General features: G+C 37.4%; 26 protein-coding genes, 1 pseudogene and 1 CRISPR repeat array. Of the genes and pseudogenes, 9 read left to right on the plus strand and 18 right to left on the minus strand.

Going from position 1 to position 18,841, the window contains the following annotated elements:
- Positions 1-68: 68 nt before the first annotated feature.
- Entirely contained in the window at positions 69-377 is a 309-nt protein-coding gene (locus HCH28_RS21795; protein WP_221683062.1) for a hypothetical protein, read from the minus strand.
- A gap of 466 nt (positions 378-843) precedes the next feature.
- Between HCH28_RS21795 and HCH28_RS21800 the strand changes: the two genes are divergently transcribed.
- The 3 genes from HCH28_RS21800 to csaA all read left to right on the plus strand — a co-directional run bounded on the left by HCH28_RS21800 (position 844) and on the right by csaA (position 1,855).
- Positions 844-1,179 (plus strand): DUF7668 domain-containing protein, encoded by a 336-nt coding sequence (locus tag HCH28_RS21800; RefSeq protein ID WP_255601722.1) that lies wholly within the window; start codon positions 844-846, stop codon positions 1,177-1,179.
- 77 nt (positions 1,180-1,256) lie between these two features.
- The gene (locus tag HCH28_RS21805; RefSeq protein ID WP_004228639.1) at positions 1,257-1,433 is read left to right on the plus strand and encodes a hypothetical protein; all 177 of its coding nucleotides are present in this window, start codon (positions 1,257-1,259) and stop codon (positions 1,431-1,433) included.
- Between the two features lie 89 nt (positions 1,434-1,522).
- A complete protein-coding gene (gene csaA / locus HCH28_RS21810) occupies positions 1,523-1,855 on the plus strand; it encodes a chaperone CsaA (RefSeq protein ID WP_221683064.1) in 333 nt (110 codons plus the stop codon).
- Between the two features lie 13 nt (positions 1,856-1,868).
- On the opposite strand, the gene HCH28_RS21815 is transcribed toward csaA, so the two are convergent.
- A complete protein-coding gene (locus tag HCH28_RS21815; protein ID WP_221683065.1) occupies positions 1,869-2,750 on the minus strand; it encodes an AraC family transcriptional regulator in 882 nt (293 codons plus the stop codon).
- Positions 2,751-3,046: 296 nt separating this feature from the next.
- Between HCH28_RS21815 and HCH28_RS21820 the strand changes: the two genes are divergently transcribed.
- Positions 3,047-3,394 (plus strand): hypothetical protein, encoded by a 348-nt coding sequence (locus HCH28_RS21820; protein WP_221683066.1) that lies wholly within the window; start codon positions 3,047-3,049, stop codon positions 3,392-3,394.
- Entirely contained in the window at positions 3,395-3,616 is a 222-nt protein-coding gene (locus tag HCH28_RS21825) for a hypothetical protein (RefSeq protein WP_221683067.1), read from the plus strand. It abuts the gene before it with no gap.
- Between the two features lie 37 nt (positions 3,617-3,653).
- On the opposite strand, the gene HCH28_RS21830 is transcribed toward HCH28_RS21825, so the two are convergent.
- Together HCH28_RS21830 and HCH28_RS21835 are read right to left on the minus strand one after the other, a co-directional pair.
- Positions 3,654-4,211 carry an isochorismatase family protein gene (locus tag HCH28_RS21830; RefSeq protein ID WP_221683068.1) on the minus strand — a complete coding sequence of 186 codons (558 nt, stop codon included), beginning with the start codon at positions 4,209-4,211 and terminating at the stop codon, positions 3,654-3,656.
- A 120-nt stretch (positions 4,212-4,331) separates the two neighbouring features.
- Positions 4,332-4,733, minus strand: a pseudogene (locus HCH28_RS21835) (O-methyltransferase); the annotation flags it as partial.
- A 402-nt stretch (positions 4,734-5,135) separates the two neighbouring features.
- Here HCH28_RS21835 and HCH28_RS21840 point away from each other — a divergent pair.
- A complete protein-coding gene (locus HCH28_RS21840) occupies positions 5,136-5,336 on the plus strand; it encodes a hypothetical protein (RefSeq protein ID WP_221683070.1) in 201 nt (66 codons plus the stop codon).
- A 196-nt stretch (positions 5,337-5,532) separates the two neighbouring features.
- On the opposite strand, the gene HCH28_RS21845 is transcribed toward HCH28_RS21840, so the two are convergent.
- The 4 genes from HCH28_RS21845 to HCH28_RS21860 all read right to left on the minus strand — a co-directional run bounded on the left by HCH28_RS21845 (position 5,533) and on the right by HCH28_RS21860 (position 7,131).
- Complete coding sequence (locus tag HCH28_RS21845) at positions 5,533-5,688, minus strand: hypothetical protein (RefSeq protein WP_016993988.1); 156 nt, start codon at positions 5,686-5,688, stop codon at positions 5,533-5,535.
- Positions 5,689-5,854: 166 nt separating this feature from the next.
- The gene (locus HCH28_RS21850) at positions 5,855-6,031 is read right to left on the minus strand and encodes a hypothetical protein (protein ID WP_221683071.1); all 177 of its coding nucleotides are present in this window, start codon (positions 6,029-6,031) and stop codon (positions 5,855-5,857) included.
- Positions 6,032-6,046: 15 nt separating this feature from the next.
- Complete coding sequence (locus tag HCH28_RS21855) at positions 6,047-6,688, minus strand: NAD(P)-dependent oxidoreductase (RefSeq protein ID WP_369354727.1); 642 nt, start codon at positions 6,686-6,688, stop codon at positions 6,047-6,049.
- Positions 6,689-6,744: 56 nt separating this feature from the next.
- Complete coding sequence (locus HCH28_RS21860) at positions 6,745-7,131, minus strand: hypothetical protein (protein WP_221683073.1); 387 nt, start codon at positions 7,129-7,131, stop codon at positions 6,745-6,747.
- A 504-nt stretch (positions 7,132-7,635) separates the two neighbouring features.
- On the opposite strand from HCH28_RS21860, the gene HCH28_RS25220 reads away from it, so the two are divergent.
- Positions 7,636-7,869: a hypothetical protein gene (locus HCH28_RS25220; RefSeq protein ID WP_225340918.1), complete on the plus strand. Its 234-nt coding sequence runs from the start codon at positions 7,636-7,638 to the stop codon at positions 7,867-7,869.
- 116 nt (positions 7,870-7,985) lie between these two features.
- Here HCH28_RS25220 and HCH28_RS21870 read toward each other — a convergent pair whose 3' ends face one another.
- Both HCH28_RS21870 and HCH28_RS21875 read right to left on the minus strand, forming a co-directional pair.
- The gene (locus tag HCH28_RS21870; protein ID WP_004228664.1) at positions 7,986-8,285 is read right to left on the minus strand and encodes a GPW/gp25 family protein; all 300 of its coding nucleotides are present in this window, start codon (positions 8,283-8,285) and stop codon (positions 7,986-7,988) included.
- A gap of 159 nt (positions 8,286-8,444) precedes the next feature.
- Entirely contained in the window at positions 8,445-8,645 is a 201-nt protein-coding gene (locus HCH28_RS21875; protein ID WP_221683075.1) for a hypothetical protein, read from the minus strand.
- A 75-nt stretch (positions 8,646-8,720) separates the two neighbouring features.
- On the opposite strand from HCH28_RS21875, the gene HCH28_RS21880 reads away from it, so the two are divergent.
- Positions 8,721-9,026 carry a transposase gene (locus HCH28_RS21880; protein ID WP_221683076.1) on the plus strand — a complete coding sequence of 102 codons (306 nt, stop codon included), beginning with the start codon at positions 8,721-8,723 and terminating at the stop codon, positions 9,024-9,026.
- Here the strand turns inward: HCH28_RS21880 and HCH28_RS21885 are convergent.
- From HCH28_RS21885 to HCH28_RS21895, 3 genes are read right to left on the minus strand one after another with little or no spacing between them, the layout of a single operon-like run.
- Positions 9,023-9,706 carry a DUF1963 domain-containing protein gene (locus HCH28_RS21885; RefSeq protein WP_221683077.1) on the minus strand — a complete coding sequence of 228 codons (684 nt, stop codon included), beginning with the start codon at positions 9,704-9,706 and terminating at the stop codon, positions 9,023-9,025. The genes HCH28_RS21880 and HCH28_RS21885 overlap by 4 nt on opposite strands.
- The gene (locus tag HCH28_RS21890; RefSeq protein ID WP_221683078.1) at positions 9,696-10,271 is read right to left on the minus strand and encodes a DNA-3-methyladenine glycosylase I; all 576 of its coding nucleotides are present in this window, start codon (positions 10,269-10,271) and stop codon (positions 9,696-9,698) included. Before HCH28_RS21890 ends, HCH28_RS21885 begins: the two co-directional genes overlap by 11 nt.
- 27 nt (positions 10,272-10,298) lie before the next feature.
- On the minus strand, positions 10,299-10,895 hold the full coding sequence (locus HCH28_RS21895) for a class I SAM-dependent methyltransferase (protein WP_221683079.1): 597 nt from the start codon (positions 10,893-10,895) through the stop codon (positions 10,299-10,301).
- Between the two features lie 125 nt (positions 10,896-11,020).
- Between HCH28_RS21895 and aac(6') the strand changes: the two genes are divergently transcribed.
- Positions 11,021-11,455: an aminoglycoside 6'-N-acetyltransferase gene (gene aac(6'), locus HCH28_RS21900; RefSeq protein ID WP_221683080.1), complete on the plus strand. Its 435-nt coding sequence runs from the start codon at positions 11,021-11,023 to the stop codon at positions 11,453-11,455.
- Between the two features lie 62 nt (positions 11,456-11,517).
- Here the strand turns inward: aac(6') and HCH28_RS21905 are convergent, their stop codons facing one another.
- The 5 genes from HCH28_RS21905 to cas4 all read right to left on the minus strand — a co-directional run bounded on the left by HCH28_RS21905 (position 11,518) and on the right by cas4 (position 18,825).
- Positions 11,518-11,709 carry a hypothetical protein gene (locus tag HCH28_RS21905; RefSeq protein WP_004228683.1) on the minus strand — a complete coding sequence of 64 codons (192 nt, stop codon included), beginning with the start codon at positions 11,707-11,709 and terminating at the stop codon, positions 11,518-11,520.
- A 456-nt stretch (positions 11,710-12,165) separates the two neighbouring features.
- Entirely contained in the window at positions 12,166-13,707 is a 1,542-nt protein-coding gene (locus tag HCH28_RS21910) for a right-handed parallel beta-helix repeat-containing protein (RefSeq protein ID WP_221683081.1), read from the minus strand.
- A 213-nt stretch (positions 13,708-13,920) separates the two neighbouring features.
- Positions 13,921-16,813: direct repeats of the CRISPR family, unit length 29 nt; unit sequence ATTTATATTCCACTTAGTTAATGTAAAAC.
- A gap of 252 nt (positions 16,814-17,065) precedes the next feature.
- Positions 17,066-17,290, minus strand: coding sequence for a CRISPR-associated endonuclease Cas2 (gene cas2, locus HCH28_RS21915; RefSeq protein WP_370635395.1), 225 nt, complete (start codon positions 17,288-17,290; stop codon positions 17,066-17,068).
- A 39-nt stretch (positions 17,291-17,329) separates the two neighbouring features.
- Entirely contained in the window at positions 17,330-18,316 is a 987-nt protein-coding gene (gene cas1b / locus HCH28_RS21920) for a type I-B CRISPR-associated endonuclease Cas1b (protein WP_221683082.1), read from the minus strand.
- Positions 18,313-18,825: a CRISPR-associated protein Cas4 gene (cas4, locus tag HCH28_RS21925; RefSeq protein WP_221683083.1), complete on the minus strand. Its 513-nt coding sequence runs from the start codon at positions 18,823-18,825 to the stop codon at positions 18,313-18,315. The genes cas1b and cas4 overlap by 4 nt, the downstream gene beginning before the upstream one ends.
- Positions 18,826-18,841: the final 16 nt, after the last annotated feature.

Below are 18,841 nucleotides of genomic sequence, written 5' to 3' on the forward strand. Positions count from 1 at the left end.
GAAGCGGGTGTTGAGAAACAATTCTCCCTAGAAATTATGTAAAAAAACCCCATCTATGAAGATGAGGCTTATTTAACGTATTTCAAATACTTCCGCACAAATTCTACAATGTAGAGAACTTCCTCTTCTGTCATCGTTAGCAGCTTGCAAACACGCTGTAGTCTAGCAGGTAATGCTAAATGCTGACGCACCTGATGAATATACATATATTTACATTTTCGCGGATTTACTTTGTCTCGTATTTGCTTATATCGTAGATAAGCATAGCGGGCAAAGGCGTTGAGCATCTCCCGCTCCTGCTCATCACGCTCCCTTTTTTTAGCAGCCTCATCAATGATATCCGTGTCAAATATCTGTGTACCATCTGTTAATTGCATAGTACCACCTCTCTATTGCAAATGTACTCCTCTCTATTAAATGCAACAAAAAAAGCCACACCTAGGGTAGATGTGACATTTTTTATGATTTTTATATGTAATGATTGATGGATAGAATTCTAAATGTGACGGATAGAATTCTATTTTTGACGGATACAATGTCTAATCTGACGGATACAACGCTTATTTTGATGGATAGGGTCGCTTAGATTGGATTGCTCATTCAAATCAATGGTTTAATACAATGCTTATTCTGATTGTTGGCTACTCTCTGTACCCCATATGAGAATGGAGCATATCACACCTAGAATGGACAAGATGGTGCCAATGCCTATATACTTCATTTTCAGCCCCCCTTCGTTTATTATACGGCTAACCGCTCTTTTTCGTTTCAATAAACCCCTATTTACCTATACAAAATTTTTCCTTTTCCAGTAAAATAACTATAAAGAGGGAGGCTATGCAAATGAAAGACAAAATAAGTGCATTAACGAAAATGACCTTAGATGATTTAGTACATAATAGATATGAGAAACTTCAACAAGAGAAGATATTAACAGAGGATACTGCTGTTTTTCTGCAGGAGGTTTTCGCCTTGCAAGGTACCTTAACATGGCCGCTGGATGAAGCTTCCGTTGCTATTGATGTGTATGAAATGGATGACCAAAGTTGCTTTACAACAGAAATCCGCTATTTATGGTTTGATGATGAAGAAAGTGCTGTGGTTCTTTTTTGCAAGGCCTATACAAATGCAGATCAAACGGAAATCACTGCTTTTATGATTGATACGGTTGATGCCTAGTATAGTATCCGCACCAAACGTTCATAGTAAGTATGGTGTGAAACTCACGCCGAATCATACGACGGAGGGATCAATTTATGAATGGAATTCGTGAAGGTTTAATCCCCACTATACTTGGGTCAGCTGTTACAGCGGCAGGCTATGCAATGAAGCAAAAACATGGCTCTAACAAAATGGTAGCCAATACGATTTTTGGCTTTGGCTTAGCGCACATTGTGTTAGGTGCGATTGACCTGGTAGAGCATCGTCGTTAACGAGAGAAGGGCACGCTAGGTGCTCTTCTTTTTTTGTATTTTTTTCTATTAAATGCTAACATTGTCATAAAAGCTTAAGGAGTACAGTGATGGCAACAATAGAAGATTTTATAGCACTTGATATACGAATCGGCACGGTATTAGAGGCAGAGGAACTACCAAAGGCTCGGGTTCCTGCGATTAAAATGAAAATTGATTTTGGTGAAGAGCTGGGCATTAAACAGTCTTCTGCACAAATTACGAAGCGTTACACACCCGAAGACATTATTGGGAAGCAAGTTGTGGCGATTGTGAATTTCCCACCACGTCGCGTTGCGGGTTTTAAGTCAGAGGTATTAGTGATTGGTGGTGTACCTGTGGAGGGTGATGTAATCCTGTTAACGCCCGATCAGCAGCTGCCCAATGGAACGAAAATACAGTAAAAAGCCTCTCGCATTATGCAAGAAGCTTTTTTTTCTGAAGAGGTATCCAGATTTCACTTGTAAAGGTTGGTGAGGAAAAATCCGTGCTTGTATGACGCACGATTTCTGGACCAGCAACCTGTTCATAGCCAGATGATGGGAACCACTCCGCATAAATGCGCCCCCATGTTTCCTGCAGTGTTTGTGGGAATGGTCCAACTGCTTCAAAGACAACCCATGTACAAGCGGGTACATCCAACTGTGAAAAATGGTGAGACGTTTCGGTAGTGGCTACGCCGATATAATGATCAAGCTCGCCCTTTTCCTCCATCCTGCTCTCGGAAAAGTTAGTGGAGGCTTGGATAATTCCCATTGGTTCTACATTCGCTAGCTTTTTTAGGTGCCCAATATCCTCCATTGTTAATGAACGTGCCATTTCAGTTATCGCTTGATTTTCTCCTTGAAAAACGATGGGTACTCTTTTCATAAGACCCACGATGTGAAACGCTTCTTTTTGTTCGAGTCGGCAATTCATTTCACAACCTCCTTGTATGGTAAGTTGGAAGGTCATTCGTGGAAACGCTTTTAGGTGCTGACCATTTTGCCTCGCCTCTGATGGCGTGATGCCATGCATTTGCTGAAAGGCTCTTGTAAATGCATCTGCAGAGCGATAGCCATAACGAATCGCGATATCGAGAATTCTCATAGATGAATCTGATAGTTCCAGTGCGGCAAGCGTTAGACGCCTACGACGAATATACTCGGACAGCGAGATGCCTGCCAGAAAGGAAAACATACGTTTAAAATGATATTCCGAGCAATAAGCTAATCTCGCAGCCTCTTGCACATCAATTTCCTCTGTTAGATTGGCCTCGATATACGCAATTGCCTCATTCAACCTTGTTAAAGAATCCACTTCTATCACCTTCCTTATCATTACTTTAGCAGGAATAGTAGCCCTCCATCCGACAATTGGTGCCCCATTTAGTCGCCTTCCAAAAAATAATCTATCGAACAGGCAGATAACTAGCTTTTGAAGCTACTTTCACATACATATAATAGTGTAAAGCTAATTTTAGCCTTACACCTCCTGACTTGATACTTAGGGTCACTGCTCGCACAGTGGCCCTATGAAATAAAAGATCATTGTGTCGCATCATAATTTTCGTTACAATATTTGTAAGAATAGTCTATTGAGCTGGAGGCAGCAACATGGATCGACTTTTCCAGTGGTACAAGTATTTAAAATACATACTCATTCCTATAATTATTTTAAAATACTTTCATGATGGGGATGTAACAACTAAGCATCCTCTATTCGTTCTTGAATATGCTCTCCTATTTGGGGTGAGCTTTTTACTCATTATTCTACAGGATTTTTTCGCCATTCGTAAAAAAACAAAATTCCTACTGCGTCTCATCATACTGATTATTTTACTGTTTTTAGCTATAACTGCCATTGTCTATCAAGCGATAATGTCTATTATTTTTTCAATCCTACTACTAGGCGTGTTAGGTATGGTACTTTTTTCACATAGAAATGACGAGGGAGAACAATAAATGGTACATGAAAATAATAGTAAGCGATTACTTTTAATCATCGGTTGGGTCAATGTGGTAGCTGCCCTTCTCCTATTCCAAGCTTTTAGTGGGCTCATGGCTATCTGTATGGGGATTGTACTTAAAAAGGATTATCAAGCACCAACCCATGGGCTGGTCTTGATAGTAGTTGGTATCTTGAGTACTGTTATAGGTTGGTTGCTCAATCACTTCTATATGTAAAAATGACCAAGAACCTCGATTCTTGGTCATTTTATAATTAGCGATAACTATTGTGTGTGGGTTCAAATAATGCTTCGTCGGCGTTTCGCACAAGTGAGAAATGATCCACATTATAATGGCCGTGCAGGATGTCGTTATGGTGTGCAACTGTATCTTCTGGTGATAAGTATTGGGAACCATTTGTTGAATGACCATCTCCCACCAATGTGACATCAAAGCCCTGAATAGTTGCTGCTCTAACTGCTGTATCCACGCAATGCTCGGTTTTGCAGCCCATCATCACCAAATGCTCTACCTTATTGGCCTGTAAATAATCGAGTAAGCCTGTCTTATAAAAAGCGTTCGTAGCCAGTTTATCAAAATAAACAGCGGTAGTCGGTACTTGGATCGCTTGATGTACCTGAAAGCCTTCCCCTTCTCCACCAGCTACATCCTGATCACGCACAAAGATAATATGTGCCTCTGCCTCAATAGCTTTTTGAATAACGGCATTGATGGTTTTGAGCAATTCATCCTTGCGATAGACGGCTTGTTCATCCTGATTTCCCTCGATTAATTCTTGCTGTGTATCAATGACCACTAGTGCTTGCTTCAAAAGCATCTCTCCCTTATTGTTTGTTAACAATATTTTACCATTAATAGTTAATTTCTGATATGCATTATTTTTTAACTTTTGAAACCGTCATGCCATCCCCAATGGCGCTTGGGTGTTGCCATAGGCTAAATAATTTTCATAGTTATCCTTATCAGCATCAATGAAAAAGAAATCAAAACACTGTCCAGTTGCCACAAGCTTTTCAAGGCTTTCCAATGCAGGATCTGTCATATACGTTACCTGCTCAGCAAAGCCTGCCTTGGCAAAATTCTTGGCTGCCAGCAGTGCATATTTTTCCTTTGACTCTAGGGAGGTCACTTTGCCTTCCCCTTCCATTCCTCTCGCCAGACCAATTTCTAAAATAGCCTTTGACCTAGTAATCGATACAAGCATCGTCAACAGCTTTCCTGATGATCGAGACACAGGAATAGCAGGCATACCATTTTCGGCAATGGAGGACAGGACATCCTCTAATAGGGCATCGTACTGATAAAATACCTCATCTATATAATTTTGTTTCATGTGTGTTATCTTCCTCTTGTAGACTGTCGTTGATTACACTTTCTTGAATATCAAACAACTGGCTAAATTCTTGGATAACCAGATCGATTGCATCTAATCGACTAAAATTTGCTGAATTGATTGAAATTCTGGCTGTTCTAATTGCTGATTAATGATAGCCCGCTTCACATGCAGCATTTCAAAAATGAAATCGCTTTGCCTTTTGCTCCTCGCTGTAGCGCTCCTTCCATGCCGCTGTGGCGTCCTCCACGGTGATTTTCCTCTCTCATATGCTCTCTAAATCCAGATCCTTCATTTCTAAAACACCCCTTTTGTATACAAATTGCCAATTAAACATAATGCTTTCATGCTTCAACATATGTTAGACAATAGGGTAGACGTATCGAAATGGGGGTAAGATGAGTGAAAAGGGTTACAAAATATGTGTTGGGCATCGCGACATTATTGATACTGTCAGGCATATTTTTGATTGGGGCACAATCTCACTATAATCAGAAGGAAATTAAAATTGCCAGTAAGCTATGTCTTGAAAATGGCGGACAGCCTACTATCATACGCGATTATTTGGCTTTGAATTACTCCTTTTCCTGTCAGAAGAACTAAGGTAGTACATATTTGGATGGTGAACTGCGATGCTAGTAAATCGAGGAAATTTCATCTATCTGTCAGGCAAATGGCTAGCTAACAAGATTACTTTTACATACAAATAGTAGTGTAAAGCAAATCTAGCCTTTCCACAGCTCTCCTGTTTTGAGGTCACTTTCCTTGGAAGGTGGCCTTTTTGGCATGAAAAAAGACGTCATGTCGACGTCTTTAATGTTTGATCGATATCCTCAATCAACCTATCCACTTGTTCCTTTGTTATCTTGATGACATATAATTCTGTCGTTTCGATTCCATCAAGGCTTGTTAGGTGTTTAGGATATTGATAGTTATTTGATATCTCCTTGTCCATACAATCACCTCTTCAATAGATATATTCGACATAAAGTATAGCAAACCTTCTATAAAAAGGAAAATAACAGTATATTTTTTCACTAAAATAGCTATCATTTGGACGATTTAGGGTAAAAAAAGGTTAAAACGTTAAGTCCATTTAGACTATCCTTGTGTAAAAGTGATTATTGCTTACCAAATTTCGCAATTTTTTTGAGGTAGAATGACCCGGTGAAAACAATGATACCTCCATAGACTTTCAGCATCACATTTCTAACAGGCGCTTCTTCAATGGTTATACTGAGAAAGGCACACCAAGCGAAAATGATTACCATCCCGATGATGGCAAGAATATATTTCACCGTATCTCCCCTTTTCTAGTAGGCAAGTCCGACACGTGTTTTCATGAATTCCTCGCTAAAGATTTGTTGATAGGCAAAATCTGCTGTATCCGCTACAGAAATTTCGCTACCTCCCTCTGGCAAGAAGTTGCGTTCTGCTCGATAGTTTCCTGTCCAGGGTCCATCAGGTAAATAAGTAGGACAAACAATTGTCCAATCCATAGCAGATTGCTGTAACTGTTCGAATACACGCTGGTGCTCCTGTGCAGCAAAGGTGGATTTTCGTTTCGATTCCGTTGATTGGTAACGAAGAAGAGTCGGCGTTACACGACTTTGTAAGATCCCAGCTGTTCCAATCGTAATGATTCTTGTCACCTGTTGCTTTGTCATCGCTTCAAGAATCAATGGTAAGCTAGCCGATAATGTAGTGCCTCCATCTGTATTTAATGCACTCACCACCACATCGACATGATGCATTGCCTGCTCGATATCCTGCTTGTTTAAAACATCACCTTTTATTACACACAGCTGTTGGTGATGGTGCGGTAATTTATCAGGATTTCGAACTAAAAGGGTGACCTCATGCTGATCCTTTATTGCTAGTTCCACCAACTGGCTGCCGACACGTCCACTCGCGCCTAATATTAATATTTTCATTTCTTTCACCTCTTTTATCATTATATTACAATTCCCTTTATATGTAAAAAGTCACAGATCACAGTGCCTTCCCTCGACTATTCAAGCTCTATTAGTTGAACATCGACCATAAATAGATGCATATTATTCTTTTGGGCCAGCTCATCGATAATCGATTGAATTTCACTTTCTGTACTTACATCAATTTCTTCCCCATCGTGTAATTGAATAGTGATGACTTGATGCGCTGGAGAGTCTATTAGATAACCGACTGTACTATCAGGTGAGTAGCCTGCCGCTCGTATGGCCTGTAACACTTGTTTTGTAAAATTCGTAGCTTGTAATTTTTCGCCAAGCTCCTCTGCATAGGGAGTTGCTCTTTCAGGGCTCGGGGCTATAATAGAAGGCTCCTTTTGTGCCTTCCACAATGAAATCACAACCAGTAAGCACATGAATAAAAAGAAGATTTGCAGAACACTTTTCATACATTCGCTCCATTTCTCCATGAAATTTACAGGCGGAGGTCTAGCAATCTTTTTCCCTGAAATTGTTATTATTCTCACAGCTATGTATGGCTATTTCTCTCTTTAATTAGTAAAAAATAATTTTCTTCTTGTACAGAGGGCAAATTACCAAGAAGTTTTGTTTGTGGCTTCATAGATTAGAAATGTAAAGGTTAGCGCTACCATTACTAAAAAACTAACAAAAAGGGAGATTAAAAGATGCAGGATAGTAGATTTAGTCAATATATGAATTGGAATCATAAAAAAGAAAAGTGCTGTGAACAATATGTAAAATGCTATTGTCATTTAGAAAAAAAATGTGAACACAAACAAGAAGAATGCAAATGCAAACAGAAGCATGAGCATTGCAAATGGGAACAGAAACACCAGCGATGTATGTGTCATGAAAAGGATGACCATTGTAAATGGGAACAGAAGAAGGATTCTTGCTCTTGCAAAAAAGAGGAGGAAGAGTACTACTACGAGATGGATTATTCCAAAGATCACAAGTGTAAAGGCTGTATTTGTCATCAATTAAGATGCTTATCTCCTGGCACTTTGGTAGATGTTATTTTAGCAGGTGGCGGTAGCTTTGTAGGAATTTTCTTCATCAGCTTAGATCCTAAAACTTGCTGTGCTACATTCTTAGAGGTAGATGCAGCAGCAGCAACACCACTTATCATTGATTGCCAGCAAATTATTGCCATTAGAAACGCGTAACTGTTCCATTATCCTATTTGACACCAATTCATATACCATAATCCTACCACTATAAGCACATTTAATCTTCTGCCAGGTTCGCGAAAACCATACCTGGCAGAATTCATATTTTTCAGCTATTCATTGACAATGACTTTGACAATGGGCTCTAATTTTCCTCTATTCACATCGCCAAGATAATCAACATCCACTACGACAGCTCGTGGCTCAAAACGTTGGATACATTCAATGAGGCGTTTTGTGTTTATTTTCTTCATACGCTGGAAGGGTTTACGAATATCAGTCCTTGTCACATATTCGCGGAGCGGACAAGGAATCGTAAACGTCGATAAAATAAATGCTACATTTTGTAATATACCTTCCACGCCTGTAGCATTACCATTAACATTACTTAAAGCCGTTACTTGATGTGTCATTCTATCAACCTTTCTTCTAAGTTCATACGATTGGTACGTTGGAAAAAGAGCACTTTGTTATTTATGCTTGCTCATTAAAAATTATGAACGCTTTGTTTTTATGTACCCAATGTTATTTTTATTCAAACAACATTTTAGTTGATAGGTTGACCTACAGGCTTAGCGCATGATGGCATAGTAAATAACATACAGCCAGCTAAAACAGCCGTGGATAATTGCCCAAATGATGGAGTGATGCACACTCCATGAGATCGTAATCGCTAAAACCGAACCAAAGCCAATGCCATTTTTGACCACCGTTTTATGCTCCACTTTTCTCACCTTCCTTGTGCTTTTTAACTCTCCTTCTTGCCTTCGCAATCGGTTTCCCTCCTATCTTTTTCTATGTTTATGCATGAACGAACAAGGGCAATCTGAAAGAAAGGATGTGATATTATGACATTTTTCATGCTGACTGCCACGATTGGCATCCCCAGCCTTATGGTGTATCTTCAGCACAAATGGGCTAGCTTTCGATTTCTTTTCAACATACTAGGCGTCATTGCTGCGATTCTGTTTAGCACGATTGCCGCTACAGCTATAACGAACATTATTCTTGAGGATTTGGTCTTTATGACAACGATTCATGCTGTGTTCTTAAACCCTGTCTTTCTGATTACAGGCGCATACGTTGGCTTATACCTGATTTATCGGTTCATCATGATAACAATTCATGAAAGAGACAAGCCCTCCACCCTTTAGTAGAAATCACAATAGATGTGCCAAGTGTGGTTTATTGGATTGTAGAAAAAATAAAAATTGCCATGATCCACAATGTTCAAACGTGCTTTTGCATCGGAGGCAATTTGAAGGACAAATGGCGCATCGTCACCAAAATCAACGCCACTTTGACAAAAGCTTGGATAGCCACCAATTTTATGGAACGGATAGAGGTCTTCCACGATATCCTCAAAATAGTCGAGCTGTTCTTCATGCTCCAATGTCAGAATATCTTCCTCCAATTGAGCAGGAATACCGCCCCCATCCCATGTTGGATAGTCATTTGTAATATGTTGCGGTAGGAGTGGAAACGCGCGAATTTGTTTATGCTGCCATTCGCGCTTCACCAAGCCTTCCAAAGTGGTGTACGTTCTAATATCAAAATAAGAACAAAGATCATCCTCCATGAGATGATCTAATAGACGTTCATCGACAAAGACTGTGACTAATTGAAAAGGCTTTAATGCCATCGGTACGTAGGGTAGGTCTTTTAGAAAGAACGTAGCGAGCGGCTGATAGCCAGATGTTGGCTGTTCTTCTGGTAAGGACCAGCCAACATAGCCAATCCAGCTTTCCAATAAATCATGCGTGGGTCGAATACCACCCGTTTGAAAAATCGTGGCCTGCTTGGCTAATTGAGCCCGAATTTGTTCAATGGCCATCCGCTAGCTCCTTTTGTCGACAGCAGCAATCCGTTGTATGGTCGTTTACCATGCCCACTGCCTGCATAAAGGAATAACATATTGTACTACCGATAAATTTAAAGCCATCTTTCTTCAATTGCTTGCTCATACGATCACTAACTTCTGTCGTCACAGGCACCTCTTTGATGGATGCCCACTCATTCATAACTGGTTTGTGATCTACAAAGCCCCAAATATAATCTGAGAATGAGCCATGCTTTTCCTGTATTTGGAGATATGCTTTAGCATTTGTCACCACGCTAGCTATTTTTAATTTATTGCGTACAATCCGTGTGTCTTGCTGCAATTCCTCTAGCTTGTCTGCTGTATAATGGATAATTTTTTCCACATCGAATTGATCAAATGCCTCACGATAGCCTTCACGCTTTTGGAGAATCGTCCACCAGCTCAAGCCAGCCTGTGCCCCCTCCAAGCAAAGCATCTCGAATAAATGCTGGTCATCATAGACCGGTACACCCCACTCCTTGTCATGGTATTCCACATACAAAGGCTCATCTAGCTTGACCCAATCACATCTTTTCATTTTTATTCCCTCCATTTTATGTATCCTTTACTTAATAGCTGTAATGCAAAGCCATCCTTTACTTGATTTTTCCGTGACATAAACGGTTTGAAAACCGATACGTTCTAATAGTTGCTTCGTTGCCTCAGGTGTTTGATAGGCTTTCATATGATAGTTCATCTTGTAGAGCTCTGCTATGATAATAAATTTCCCACCGTTTTTCAGAACCCGCCATACTTCCTCTACATCCTGCTCCAAGGATGGCCAAAAATAGTGCGTTTGAAAGGCGGTAATCGCATCAAAAAACTGATCATCGTATGGAATGTTTGAAACGCTTGCTTCTTTCACAAAGACCCTACCACTGGCAACATTTGCTTTATTCAATTTGATTGATTCCTTCACTGCCTGTGTGGAAAAATCTATCCCATATATTATACCATTTGGATTCAATTTGGATAAAATTTGGAGCGTTTTCCCACCACCACAACCTATGTCTAATACACGATCACCGTCATTGATAGCTCCTTGCCTAATGAACCATGCATTCATACCACGATGGGCAAAATTCATAATTTGTAGCATCGTTGAGCCAATCCATCCATTTGGCTTTTTCGCTTGTTCAATTAACGTTTGTAAGAGTGACATGATTGGATTCCCCCCTTCAAGTAAGATTGTTAAAATAAAACTTAGAGCTTTAAAATAAAAACGCTTACTAGTTTGTACGTACTTCAAAACAATTTGTTTCATTTTTTACAAAGGAGGAAGATTTTATGATACAACAAGCAAAGCAGAGGGACGCTCATGCTGCTGCCTCATTAGCCTTACTGCTCTGGCCCAATCATACACTAGAGGAATTTACTGAAGAGATGACACAGCTGCTAAAGGAAGAAAACGCAGCTATTTTCCTTGCCTTTGATGATGACAAAGCAGTTGGATTTGCCCAATGCCAGTTAAGAACAGATTATGTAGAAGGTACCGACTCGAGTCCAGTCGGCTATTTAGAAGGCCTTTTCGTGAGGGAGGACTATCGCCAGCAGGGCTATGCAAGACTGCTTGTGGAGAAATGTGAGCAATGGGCAAAGCATAGGGGCTGTCTAGAGTTTGCCAGTGACTGTGAATGGGACAATGATGAAAGCCTAAGGGTTCATCTTCAGCTCGGTTTTACAGAAGCCAATCGCATCATTTGCTTCACAAAAAAATTATAAAAATGGCTGACAAAAAAATCACAGGCGTTGCAAACATAACACCTGTGATTTTTCGACATTTTTTAGTTTAGATATGTATTGTTGGAAATATTTCGTTCGCGCTCATCTATGATTAAATGGATCATTAATGCGAGTTGTTGTTCGATTCGCATATTATTTAGATGTAAGATATCAGCAATCACATTCTTTTGCTTCTCTGCTAATTCCATCTCCTCTAGCATTAACATAATTTCTTCTTTTGTCAGCCCAAACATACTCATATCACCCCAATACTCTCTCTTTTTATTATTGTAAAATCATTACTCCCATTTCATATTTAGCGAATTTTTATCTTATTTCGTGAACCATTTTTACTAATTATAGGTTTAAACATGGAAAATAATCAATCTATTATCTACATTTATTTAATATTTTTTTTACATTAAGTAAAAACTTTTATTATGTTTGTTATAACTTATACAAAGATTGTATAAGTTTTCCTGTGGAATATTTCAAAATATTGCAGTAATTGCAACAAGACATCTATACCATTATAAAAATATTCTTGCATTTTGTCGAATTATAGATTTTTTTTGCACAAATTATAATTAATTTACAGCCCAAACGTATTCCTTTACCCATTTTTCACATATATAAAATATCAATACACGAATCCATAAAAAAAGTAATTTCAAAATTGAAACTACTTGTCTTATTTGTATAATCGGCTTTTATATTATTTTTTTAATATCATGTTTCACTATTTCTATTTTCATGTCCTCAATTTGGGAAACCTTTGATGCTGTATCCTTCTGCCATGTCGCTGACTGTACATGTCCTTGCACAAATAATTGGCTGTTTTCCTGGACCACCGCTGGAGCCTTTACTGCAGCTATATCTGTATGACGCATTTCCAATAATGATTTATTGGACAACGCTAAAAATGGTCTAGCCGCCTTATCCACCCTACAATTTTCAATACGCCCCATTGATTGATCTGACCAAATCATGGCATAAGGGCTTTCTTGATCATCTTTAAAATAGCTATTAGCTATCTCAAAAATTGCATCAATGCACGTGATTCCGTTTGCTTCCATTTGTTCAAAGGTGCAATAGTGTGTAAATAATCGGGCATTGTTGATATAGATATGGTGGCTTTGCAGCTCTCGAATCGTTGTATGATGCATCATAATTTTGGCATGTTCATTACCATAAACACCACCTGATTGCCCAAATTGAATAATCGATTGCTGTAGCTTTAATCCACTAGCATCAACAATAATATGAAATTGCTGATGGTTTTGAATTTTACATTGGTTCATCGAAACATTTGCCTCATCCACAATGGTAAGCCCGACAGCCATGCCATTACGAACATGACATGTATGAAATTCCACCTTGCTATTTTCAATCAACACCTGTGCCTTGACATGCCGTGAAACTTGACAATCATAGAACTTGGCTTCGGTTTTTTCTCCAAGATACAGCCCATGACTTTGACCATCTGAAAAAATAGAATCAGATACCATTAGTTCACTGCGATGAACCACCATATTCGTATCAAGATGCTCTTTTATTTCACAGCCATCCATCCTGAAAGTCGTGCTATCAAACAATTGAATGCCTACCCCTTGCCCTTGGTGAACTAAACAATTGGTCATCGTCATCTCACTTGACGCAGCCATTACTTGTGCCTTGTCATGCCCATGAATTTCACAGTCCTCCATTGTCAGCTTGACATGACGAATCGCAAAAACACCATGCTTCTTCCCTTCCAACAGCATACAATTCGTCAGGCTTAGCTCACAGTTTTGAGCGATAATCTGTGCCTTCCTATGATGCTCAAATGTCGTGTCGACTAGAATAACACTAGAGCCATTCGCCACACGCAAACCAAAATGATTCAGTGGCGTTGCAAGCACTGCACAATTTTTCATCAGCAAACTACCATAGCTCACCATCATCTGCGTTCGAATCAATTGCTCCTCAATCACACAATTCTCAAGCTGTAAATCGCCTTTCACATACAGCCCCTGCCCTTGCCGGAACCGTAAATTACGCATCGCGACAGGTGTTTGATAACGAATAAATACGCCACCCTTGATGGTCACATTGCCAACCCCATACAACGTCAGCCGCTTGGCAATATCCAAGCTTTCCTCATAAATCCCATCCCGAATTTCAATCATATCCCCAGGCGCCGCCTCTTCAATCGCCTGCCCGATACTTTGATAACGATGCATAATACTCCTCTTCACCACAAGTACAGCCATTTACACACTCCTAACCAAAAAATGTTCATACCCTATTTATATACCGAACATGCTTGTGCTTATTCAATTTTGTGTAAAATTGCTGGAATATGCAGGCGTTTATTTGGAATGTTTGACGGTTTAATGAAAGTGGGGTGGTTTTAGGCTTAAATATGAACAGCGGTTAAGGGTCTGCTGTTCGTTTTTTGGGTTGGTATCGGGGTTTTAGAGTCTATTTATATTACACTTAGTTAATGTAAAACAATGACGGTATTTATTGAAGTTGCTGAGAATGACGAATCCTCAGCAACTTATATTCCACTTAGTTAATGTAAAACATTTCGAGATTGCCAGATGGTTGAGTAAATGCTCCATTTATATTCCACTTAGTTAATGTAAAACAGTCACAGGTGGAGGCTCAATTTCAACGTGGTGAAATATTTATATTCCACTTAGTTAATGTAAAACACGTTTGCGCAACGTTGGACGATTGTTAGGTGCTTTATTTATATTCCACTTAGTTAATGTAAAACTGGCAGTGCTATACAACGACATCGAAAATCTTCACCATTTATATTCCACTTAGTTAATGTAAAACGTTGTTGATTCTGTCGGTTACTATGCAACATGCTATATTTATATTCCACTTAGTTAATGTAAAACTATTTTCGTTTTAGCAATGCCTGCGTCGATAAGAAATTTATATTCCACTTAGTTAATGTAAAACAAAAAGCGAGCAACGAGTCGTTACTTTCGCATAATCATTTATATTCCACTTAGTTAATGTAAAACGTTAAGCACGCAGGCAAATAAGTAACACGCTTCGTTATTTATATTCCACTTAGTTAATGTAAAACGTCAATAGCGTTACTTAACGGACAGAAACGTAGAAATTTATATTCCACTTAGTTAATGTAAAACATTTCTGCATTTGTTTGTTATATTCATTAATCATTCTTATTTATATTCCACTTAGTTAATGTAAAACATTTCTGCATTTGTTTGTTATATTCATTAATCATTCTTATTTATATTCCACTTAGTTAATGTAAAACGCCTGGGCAGCTCTGTTTATAGCTCTCGATAAAACAAATTTATATTCCACTTAGTTAATGTAAAACCTTGGCACAACAGCGTCTACTGATAAAAGTGGAGCTATTTATATTCCACTTAGTTAATGTAAAACCTTAGGAGGTCTAGGGATGTTAAACACCACATCTATATTTATATTCCACTTAGTTAATGTAAAACCCATTAGCAAATTTAAGCATTAATCTACCTGCAACATTTATATTCCACTTAGTTAATGTAAAACGAAAAAGTTAGAGGATAAATCAACAGCATTAATGTTTATTTATATTCCACTTAGTTAATGTAAAACGAAAAAGTTAGAGGATAAATCAACAGCATTAATGTTTATTTATATTCCACTTAGTTAATGTAAAACTTACCTTGCCGACTGTCGTATCGATTGCATTGGTAATATTTATATTCCACTTAGTTAATGTAAAACGTAATACCTCAGTGGATTCAGACGTATATGAATCATCATTTATATTCCACTTAGTTAATGTAAAACTGTTTGGTATATTTATAGACTCCAAAATATTCATGATTTATATTCCACTTAGTTAATGTAAAACTTTTGTCGGCTATTCGTACTCTTAGCGCTATTTTGATTTATATTCCACTTAGTTAATGTAAAACTTTATTGACTTTGAGGGTAGGACCACTTTTTACACCATTTATATTCCACTTAGTTAATGTAAAACGTAATGGTGCTTGGGATTAATAGAAAGATATTGTGCATTTATATTCCACTTAGTTAATGTAAAACCTCGTCAAAACTACGTTCCTATCCTTAACCCTGATATTTATATTCCACTTAGTTAATGTAAAACTGAAGGTGAGAAAGATGAACGAAACAGCCAAAGCTATTTATATTCCACTTAGTTAATGTAAAACCGTATTTTCCTCTATGTTCCAATGGTTATATTCATATTTATATTCCACTTAGTTAATGTAAAACGCAGAATCTTACAACACAAACGCCAAGATTATCAATATTTATATTCCACTTAGTTAATGTAAAACGTTCAACCTCTGCCTTTTTAATATCCTGTTCACATATTTATATTCCACTTAGTTAATGTAAAACCGCATTTGATTGTAATTCGTGAAATCCCGTTCAATATTTATATTCCACTTAGTTAATGTAAAACGGCAGAGCTATCAAGATTACAAAATTATCAAAATAGAATTTATATTCCACTTAGTTAATGTAAAACGAATTATCACGCTCTAAGCTGTGCGTATAATCTGTCATTTATATTCCACTTAGTTAATGTAAAACATCGTTCTATATTGTTCAGTAAGCGCTACTCATTTATTTATATTCCACTTAGTTAATGTAAAACACTTACCTTATTTGTTTCTTTATCTATCCATAAAAAATTTATATTCCACTTAGTTAATGTAAAACTCGTTGAATGACCAACTGTGGAGAGCGTTCATTAATTTATATTCCACTTAGTTAATGTAAAACGGTTGGTCTTTCTCCTATACGTGTTACGTTTACTACATTTATATTCCACTTAGTTAATGTAAAACTCTATCTTTTCAGCAGCAATACCAGTCACTTCTGATAATTTATATTCCACTTAGTTAATGTAAAACTGCTATGAAACTACCAAAATCATCGTGCATTTCAAATTTATATTCCACTTAGTTAATGTAAAACTTTGTGCCGCTATCCGTTCTTTGGCGGTTGTTGCGTATTTATATTCCACTTAGTTAATGTAAAACCTTTTGCGTAGTCATACAGTTCTTGCAACTCTTTAATTTATATTCCACTTAGTTAATGTAAAACCGCCGGCAACTGTTCCTGTATAAGAAATACCTTTATTTATATTCCACTTAGTTAATGTAAAACCAGTGTGTGCTGCCAAAATTTCAGAGAGACGAAAAAATTTATATTCCACTTAGTTAATGTAAAACGTAAACAGCACATGTTTAAAGATGCTAAATGATTTGATTTATATTCCACTTAGTTAATGTAAAACCCGTATCATCAAATAATGTGTAGGAGTTAAGCTAACATTTATATTCCACTTAGTTAATGTAAAACCCCACCTTAAGCATAATCAAAAAACCCTTATTTTTCAACGCTTTGACGGCTTGTAATTTACGACAAATATGATTATTTGCAGTCAATCGGTAGTCCAGAAATTTGCCTTTACAATCAAAGTGCCCTCAAAGCTAGGTATGATATGCCTGGAAGGAATATTATGTTGTAAAATGATTCACTGCAATTCTACTAAAAGAGAGTTTGAATACAATCGATACTCACTTTTCTAGTCTTTACTAATAGAATAGATGACTATAAAAACATGCTTTCAAAATCTTTCTCGACCCCATACACAGTTTTTTTCATATTTTCGGGATTGGCAATTCGGTAAACATAAATTGAATCAATATTCGGATTAGCCTTTGTTGCTAATTCAGCTAGGCATTGTTTTAAAAGTCCTTCAGTAATTTCTCCTTCAAATAAAGAATTTTGTGTCCACGTTAAATATTTTTTCAATACTTTATGGACTTTTCCCACCGTTTCACATCCACATCATACGCAATCAGTACATACACGCTACCACCACGCTTTCAATGCTTTATAATCTTCATCACCAATCAGATGTTTAATTAATTTATAACATTCTAGACGAATTAAAAATCGGTAAGAGGTTTGTCTGTTTAATTTTCGATGTTTAATGGTCGTGCTCATTCGTTTTTCGAATTCAGCAATAAAAATTTTACGTCCTGTTTCGTTTAATAAGCAAATATGTTCTTCGATATATTCGAAATGTTCCGCACGAATCATCTTTTTGTTTATTAACATAAAAATTAAATTATCCATTAACAACGGTTTGAAGATTTCTGCAATATCCAGAGATAGGGAAAATCTTCGAGAACCTGGTTCATGTAAATAGCTAATTGTTGGGTTTAATTGCGTTTTGTACATTTCAGATAATACAGCTGTATACATTAAACTATTGCCAAATGAAATAAGTGCATTAATTGGATTTGTAGGCGGACGTTTTTCTCTCTTTGTAAATTGAAAATCAGGATTTTTAATAATCGCATTAAAGCATTGATAGTAAGTAAAGCGAATTTTCCCCTCTATGCCCATTAAGGTTTGTATATCCGTAGCATCTGCAACTTGTTTCTTTAGTTGCGTTATTTCATTGATGAATGGCTCTACCTCATCTTTGTAGCGACGAATATTGCGTAACATATGATGAATAGCACTATAGACAAATTGTTGTGCAATATACAACCTTTTATTCAAGTCCATTACATGGGCTGCTTGCTGGACATCAACGAAGCCCGCCACTTTTTTTCGTCTAGGTGTGTAACTACCTGAATAGTAGCCGTAGTAATTATAAAAATGTATATTTACATCTTTTTGATTCATCAAATTAAAAAAAGAGGTGTTAAAGTCCATTTCCGCAAATACATGTAGATTTTCTGTATTTTCTATTGGTAATGTTTTTTTCGTACCATCTTCGAATATTAAATAAATAGTAGAATCTTTTCTTTGAATCCTTCCGTTATTAAATAAATATACATTTTTCATTCCTCTTCACCTACCCAGCAAAATGAATAATAAGCACATTTTGTACAATATCTTAATTTTTTCTTCTTAGGAGGCTTGTCTAGCTGAATAATTTGTTGGATTTGGGCTAACCATTTAGGAATGGCCTCTCTATCCTCTTCCGTTAATTCAATTTCATCAACACGTTTTTCTTTTGGATAATGTATTTTGCCTTTTCGATATATCCCCATTTGCTCAAGTACGAATAAATAATATAGAAGCTGCGCCTTATCAGCCTGTTCCATTTTACTACTAGATTTCACTTCTCCTACATAATGCTTGTCCATCATATCAATCCGAATTAAATTTTCTATCAATACTTCTTTTGACTTTTGGCGTTGATAGGACGTATCGTGCAATACTTTCCCTTGTTGTACTTTATCGTCCTCATCCTCAAAGCCAAGTTGATGTGAATGTAACCATAGCTTGTGCTCGCATACTTTCAAATATTGGACTTGCAAACCGGTTGCCTTTAAATCGTCCCATTGCATATGCTTTCACCCCTTG

The sequence above is a fragment of the Lysinibacillus sp. K60 genome (assembly GCF_019731275.1).
Taxonomy (GTDB): Bacteria; Bacillota; Bacilli; order Bacillales_A; family Planococcaceae; genus Lysinibacillus; species Lysinibacillus capsici.

Excerpts from the sequence above, each read along its gene's own strand:
- HCH28_RS21795 (WP_221683062.1), bottom strand. The coding sequence starts at position 377 with ATGCAATTAACAGATGGTACACAGATATTTGACACGGATATCATTGAT.
- HCH28_RS21800 (WP_255601722.1), top strand. The coding sequence starts at position 844 with ATGAAAGACAAAATAAGTGCATTAACGAAAATGACCTTAGATGATTTA.
- HCH28_RS21805 (WP_004228639.1), top strand. The coding sequence starts at position 1,257 with ATGAATGGAATTCGTGAAGGTTTAATCCCCACTATACTTGGGTCAGCT.
- csaA (WP_221683064.1), top strand. The coding sequence starts at position 1,523 with ATGGCAACAATAGAAGATTTTATAGCACTTGATATACGAATCGGCACG.
- HCH28_RS21820 (WP_221683066.1), top strand. The coding sequence starts at position 3,047 with ATGGATCGACTTTTCCAGTGGTACAAGTATTTAAAATACATACTCATT.
- HCH28_RS21825 (WP_221683067.1), top strand. The coding sequence starts at position 3,395 with ATGGTACATGAAAATAATAGTAAGCGATTACTTTTAATCATCGGTTGG.
- HCH28_RS21845 (WP_016993988.1), bottom strand. The coding sequence starts at position 5,688 with ATGGACAAGGAGATATCAAATAACTATCAATATCCTAAACACCTAACA.
- HCH28_RS21855 (WP_369354727.1), bottom strand. The coding sequence starts at position 6,688 with ATGATAAAAGAGGTGAAAGAAATGAAAATATTAATATTAGGCGCGAGT.
- HCH28_RS21860 (WP_221683073.1), bottom strand. The coding sequence starts at position 7,131 with ATGAAAAGTGTTCTGCAAATCTTCTTTTTATTCATGTGCTTACTGGTT.
- HCH28_RS25220 (WP_225340918.1), top strand. The coding sequence starts at position 7,636 with ATGGATTATTCCAAAGATCACAAGTGTAAAGGCTGTATTTGTCATCAA.
- HCH28_RS21870 (WP_004228664.1), bottom strand. The coding sequence starts at position 8,285 with ATGACACATCAAGTAACGGCTTTAAGTAATGTTAATGGTAATGCTACA.
- HCH28_RS21880 (WP_221683076.1), top strand. The coding sequence starts at position 8,721 with ATGACATTTTTCATGCTGACTGCCACGATTGGCATCCCCAGCCTTATG.
- HCH28_RS21885 (WP_221683077.1), bottom strand. The coding sequence starts at position 9,706 with ATGGCCATTGAACAAATTCGGGCTCAATTAGCCAAGCAGGCCACGATT.
- HCH28_RS21890 (WP_221683078.1), bottom strand. The coding sequence starts at position 10,271 with ATGAAAAGATGTGATTGGGTCAAGCTAGATGAGCCTTTGTATGTGGAA.
- HCH28_RS21895 (WP_221683079.1), bottom strand. The coding sequence starts at position 10,895 with ATGTCACTCTTACAAACGTTAATTGAACAAGCGAAAAAGCCAAATGGA.
- HCH28_RS21905 (WP_004228683.1), bottom strand. The coding sequence starts at position 11,709 with ATGTTTGGGCTGACAAAAGAAGAAATTATGTTAATGCTAGAGGAGATG.
- HCH28_RS21910 (WP_221683081.1), bottom strand. The coding sequence starts at position 13,707 with ATGGCTGTACTTGTGGTGAAGAGGAGTATTATGCATCGTTATCAAAGT.
- cas1b (WP_221683082.1), bottom strand. The coding sequence starts at position 18,316 with ATGAAAAATGTATATTTATTTAATAACGGAAGGATTCAAAGAAAAGAT.
- cas4 (WP_221683083.1), bottom strand. The coding sequence starts at position 18,825 with ATGCAATGGGACGATTTAAAGGCAACCGGTTTGCAAGTCCAATATTTG.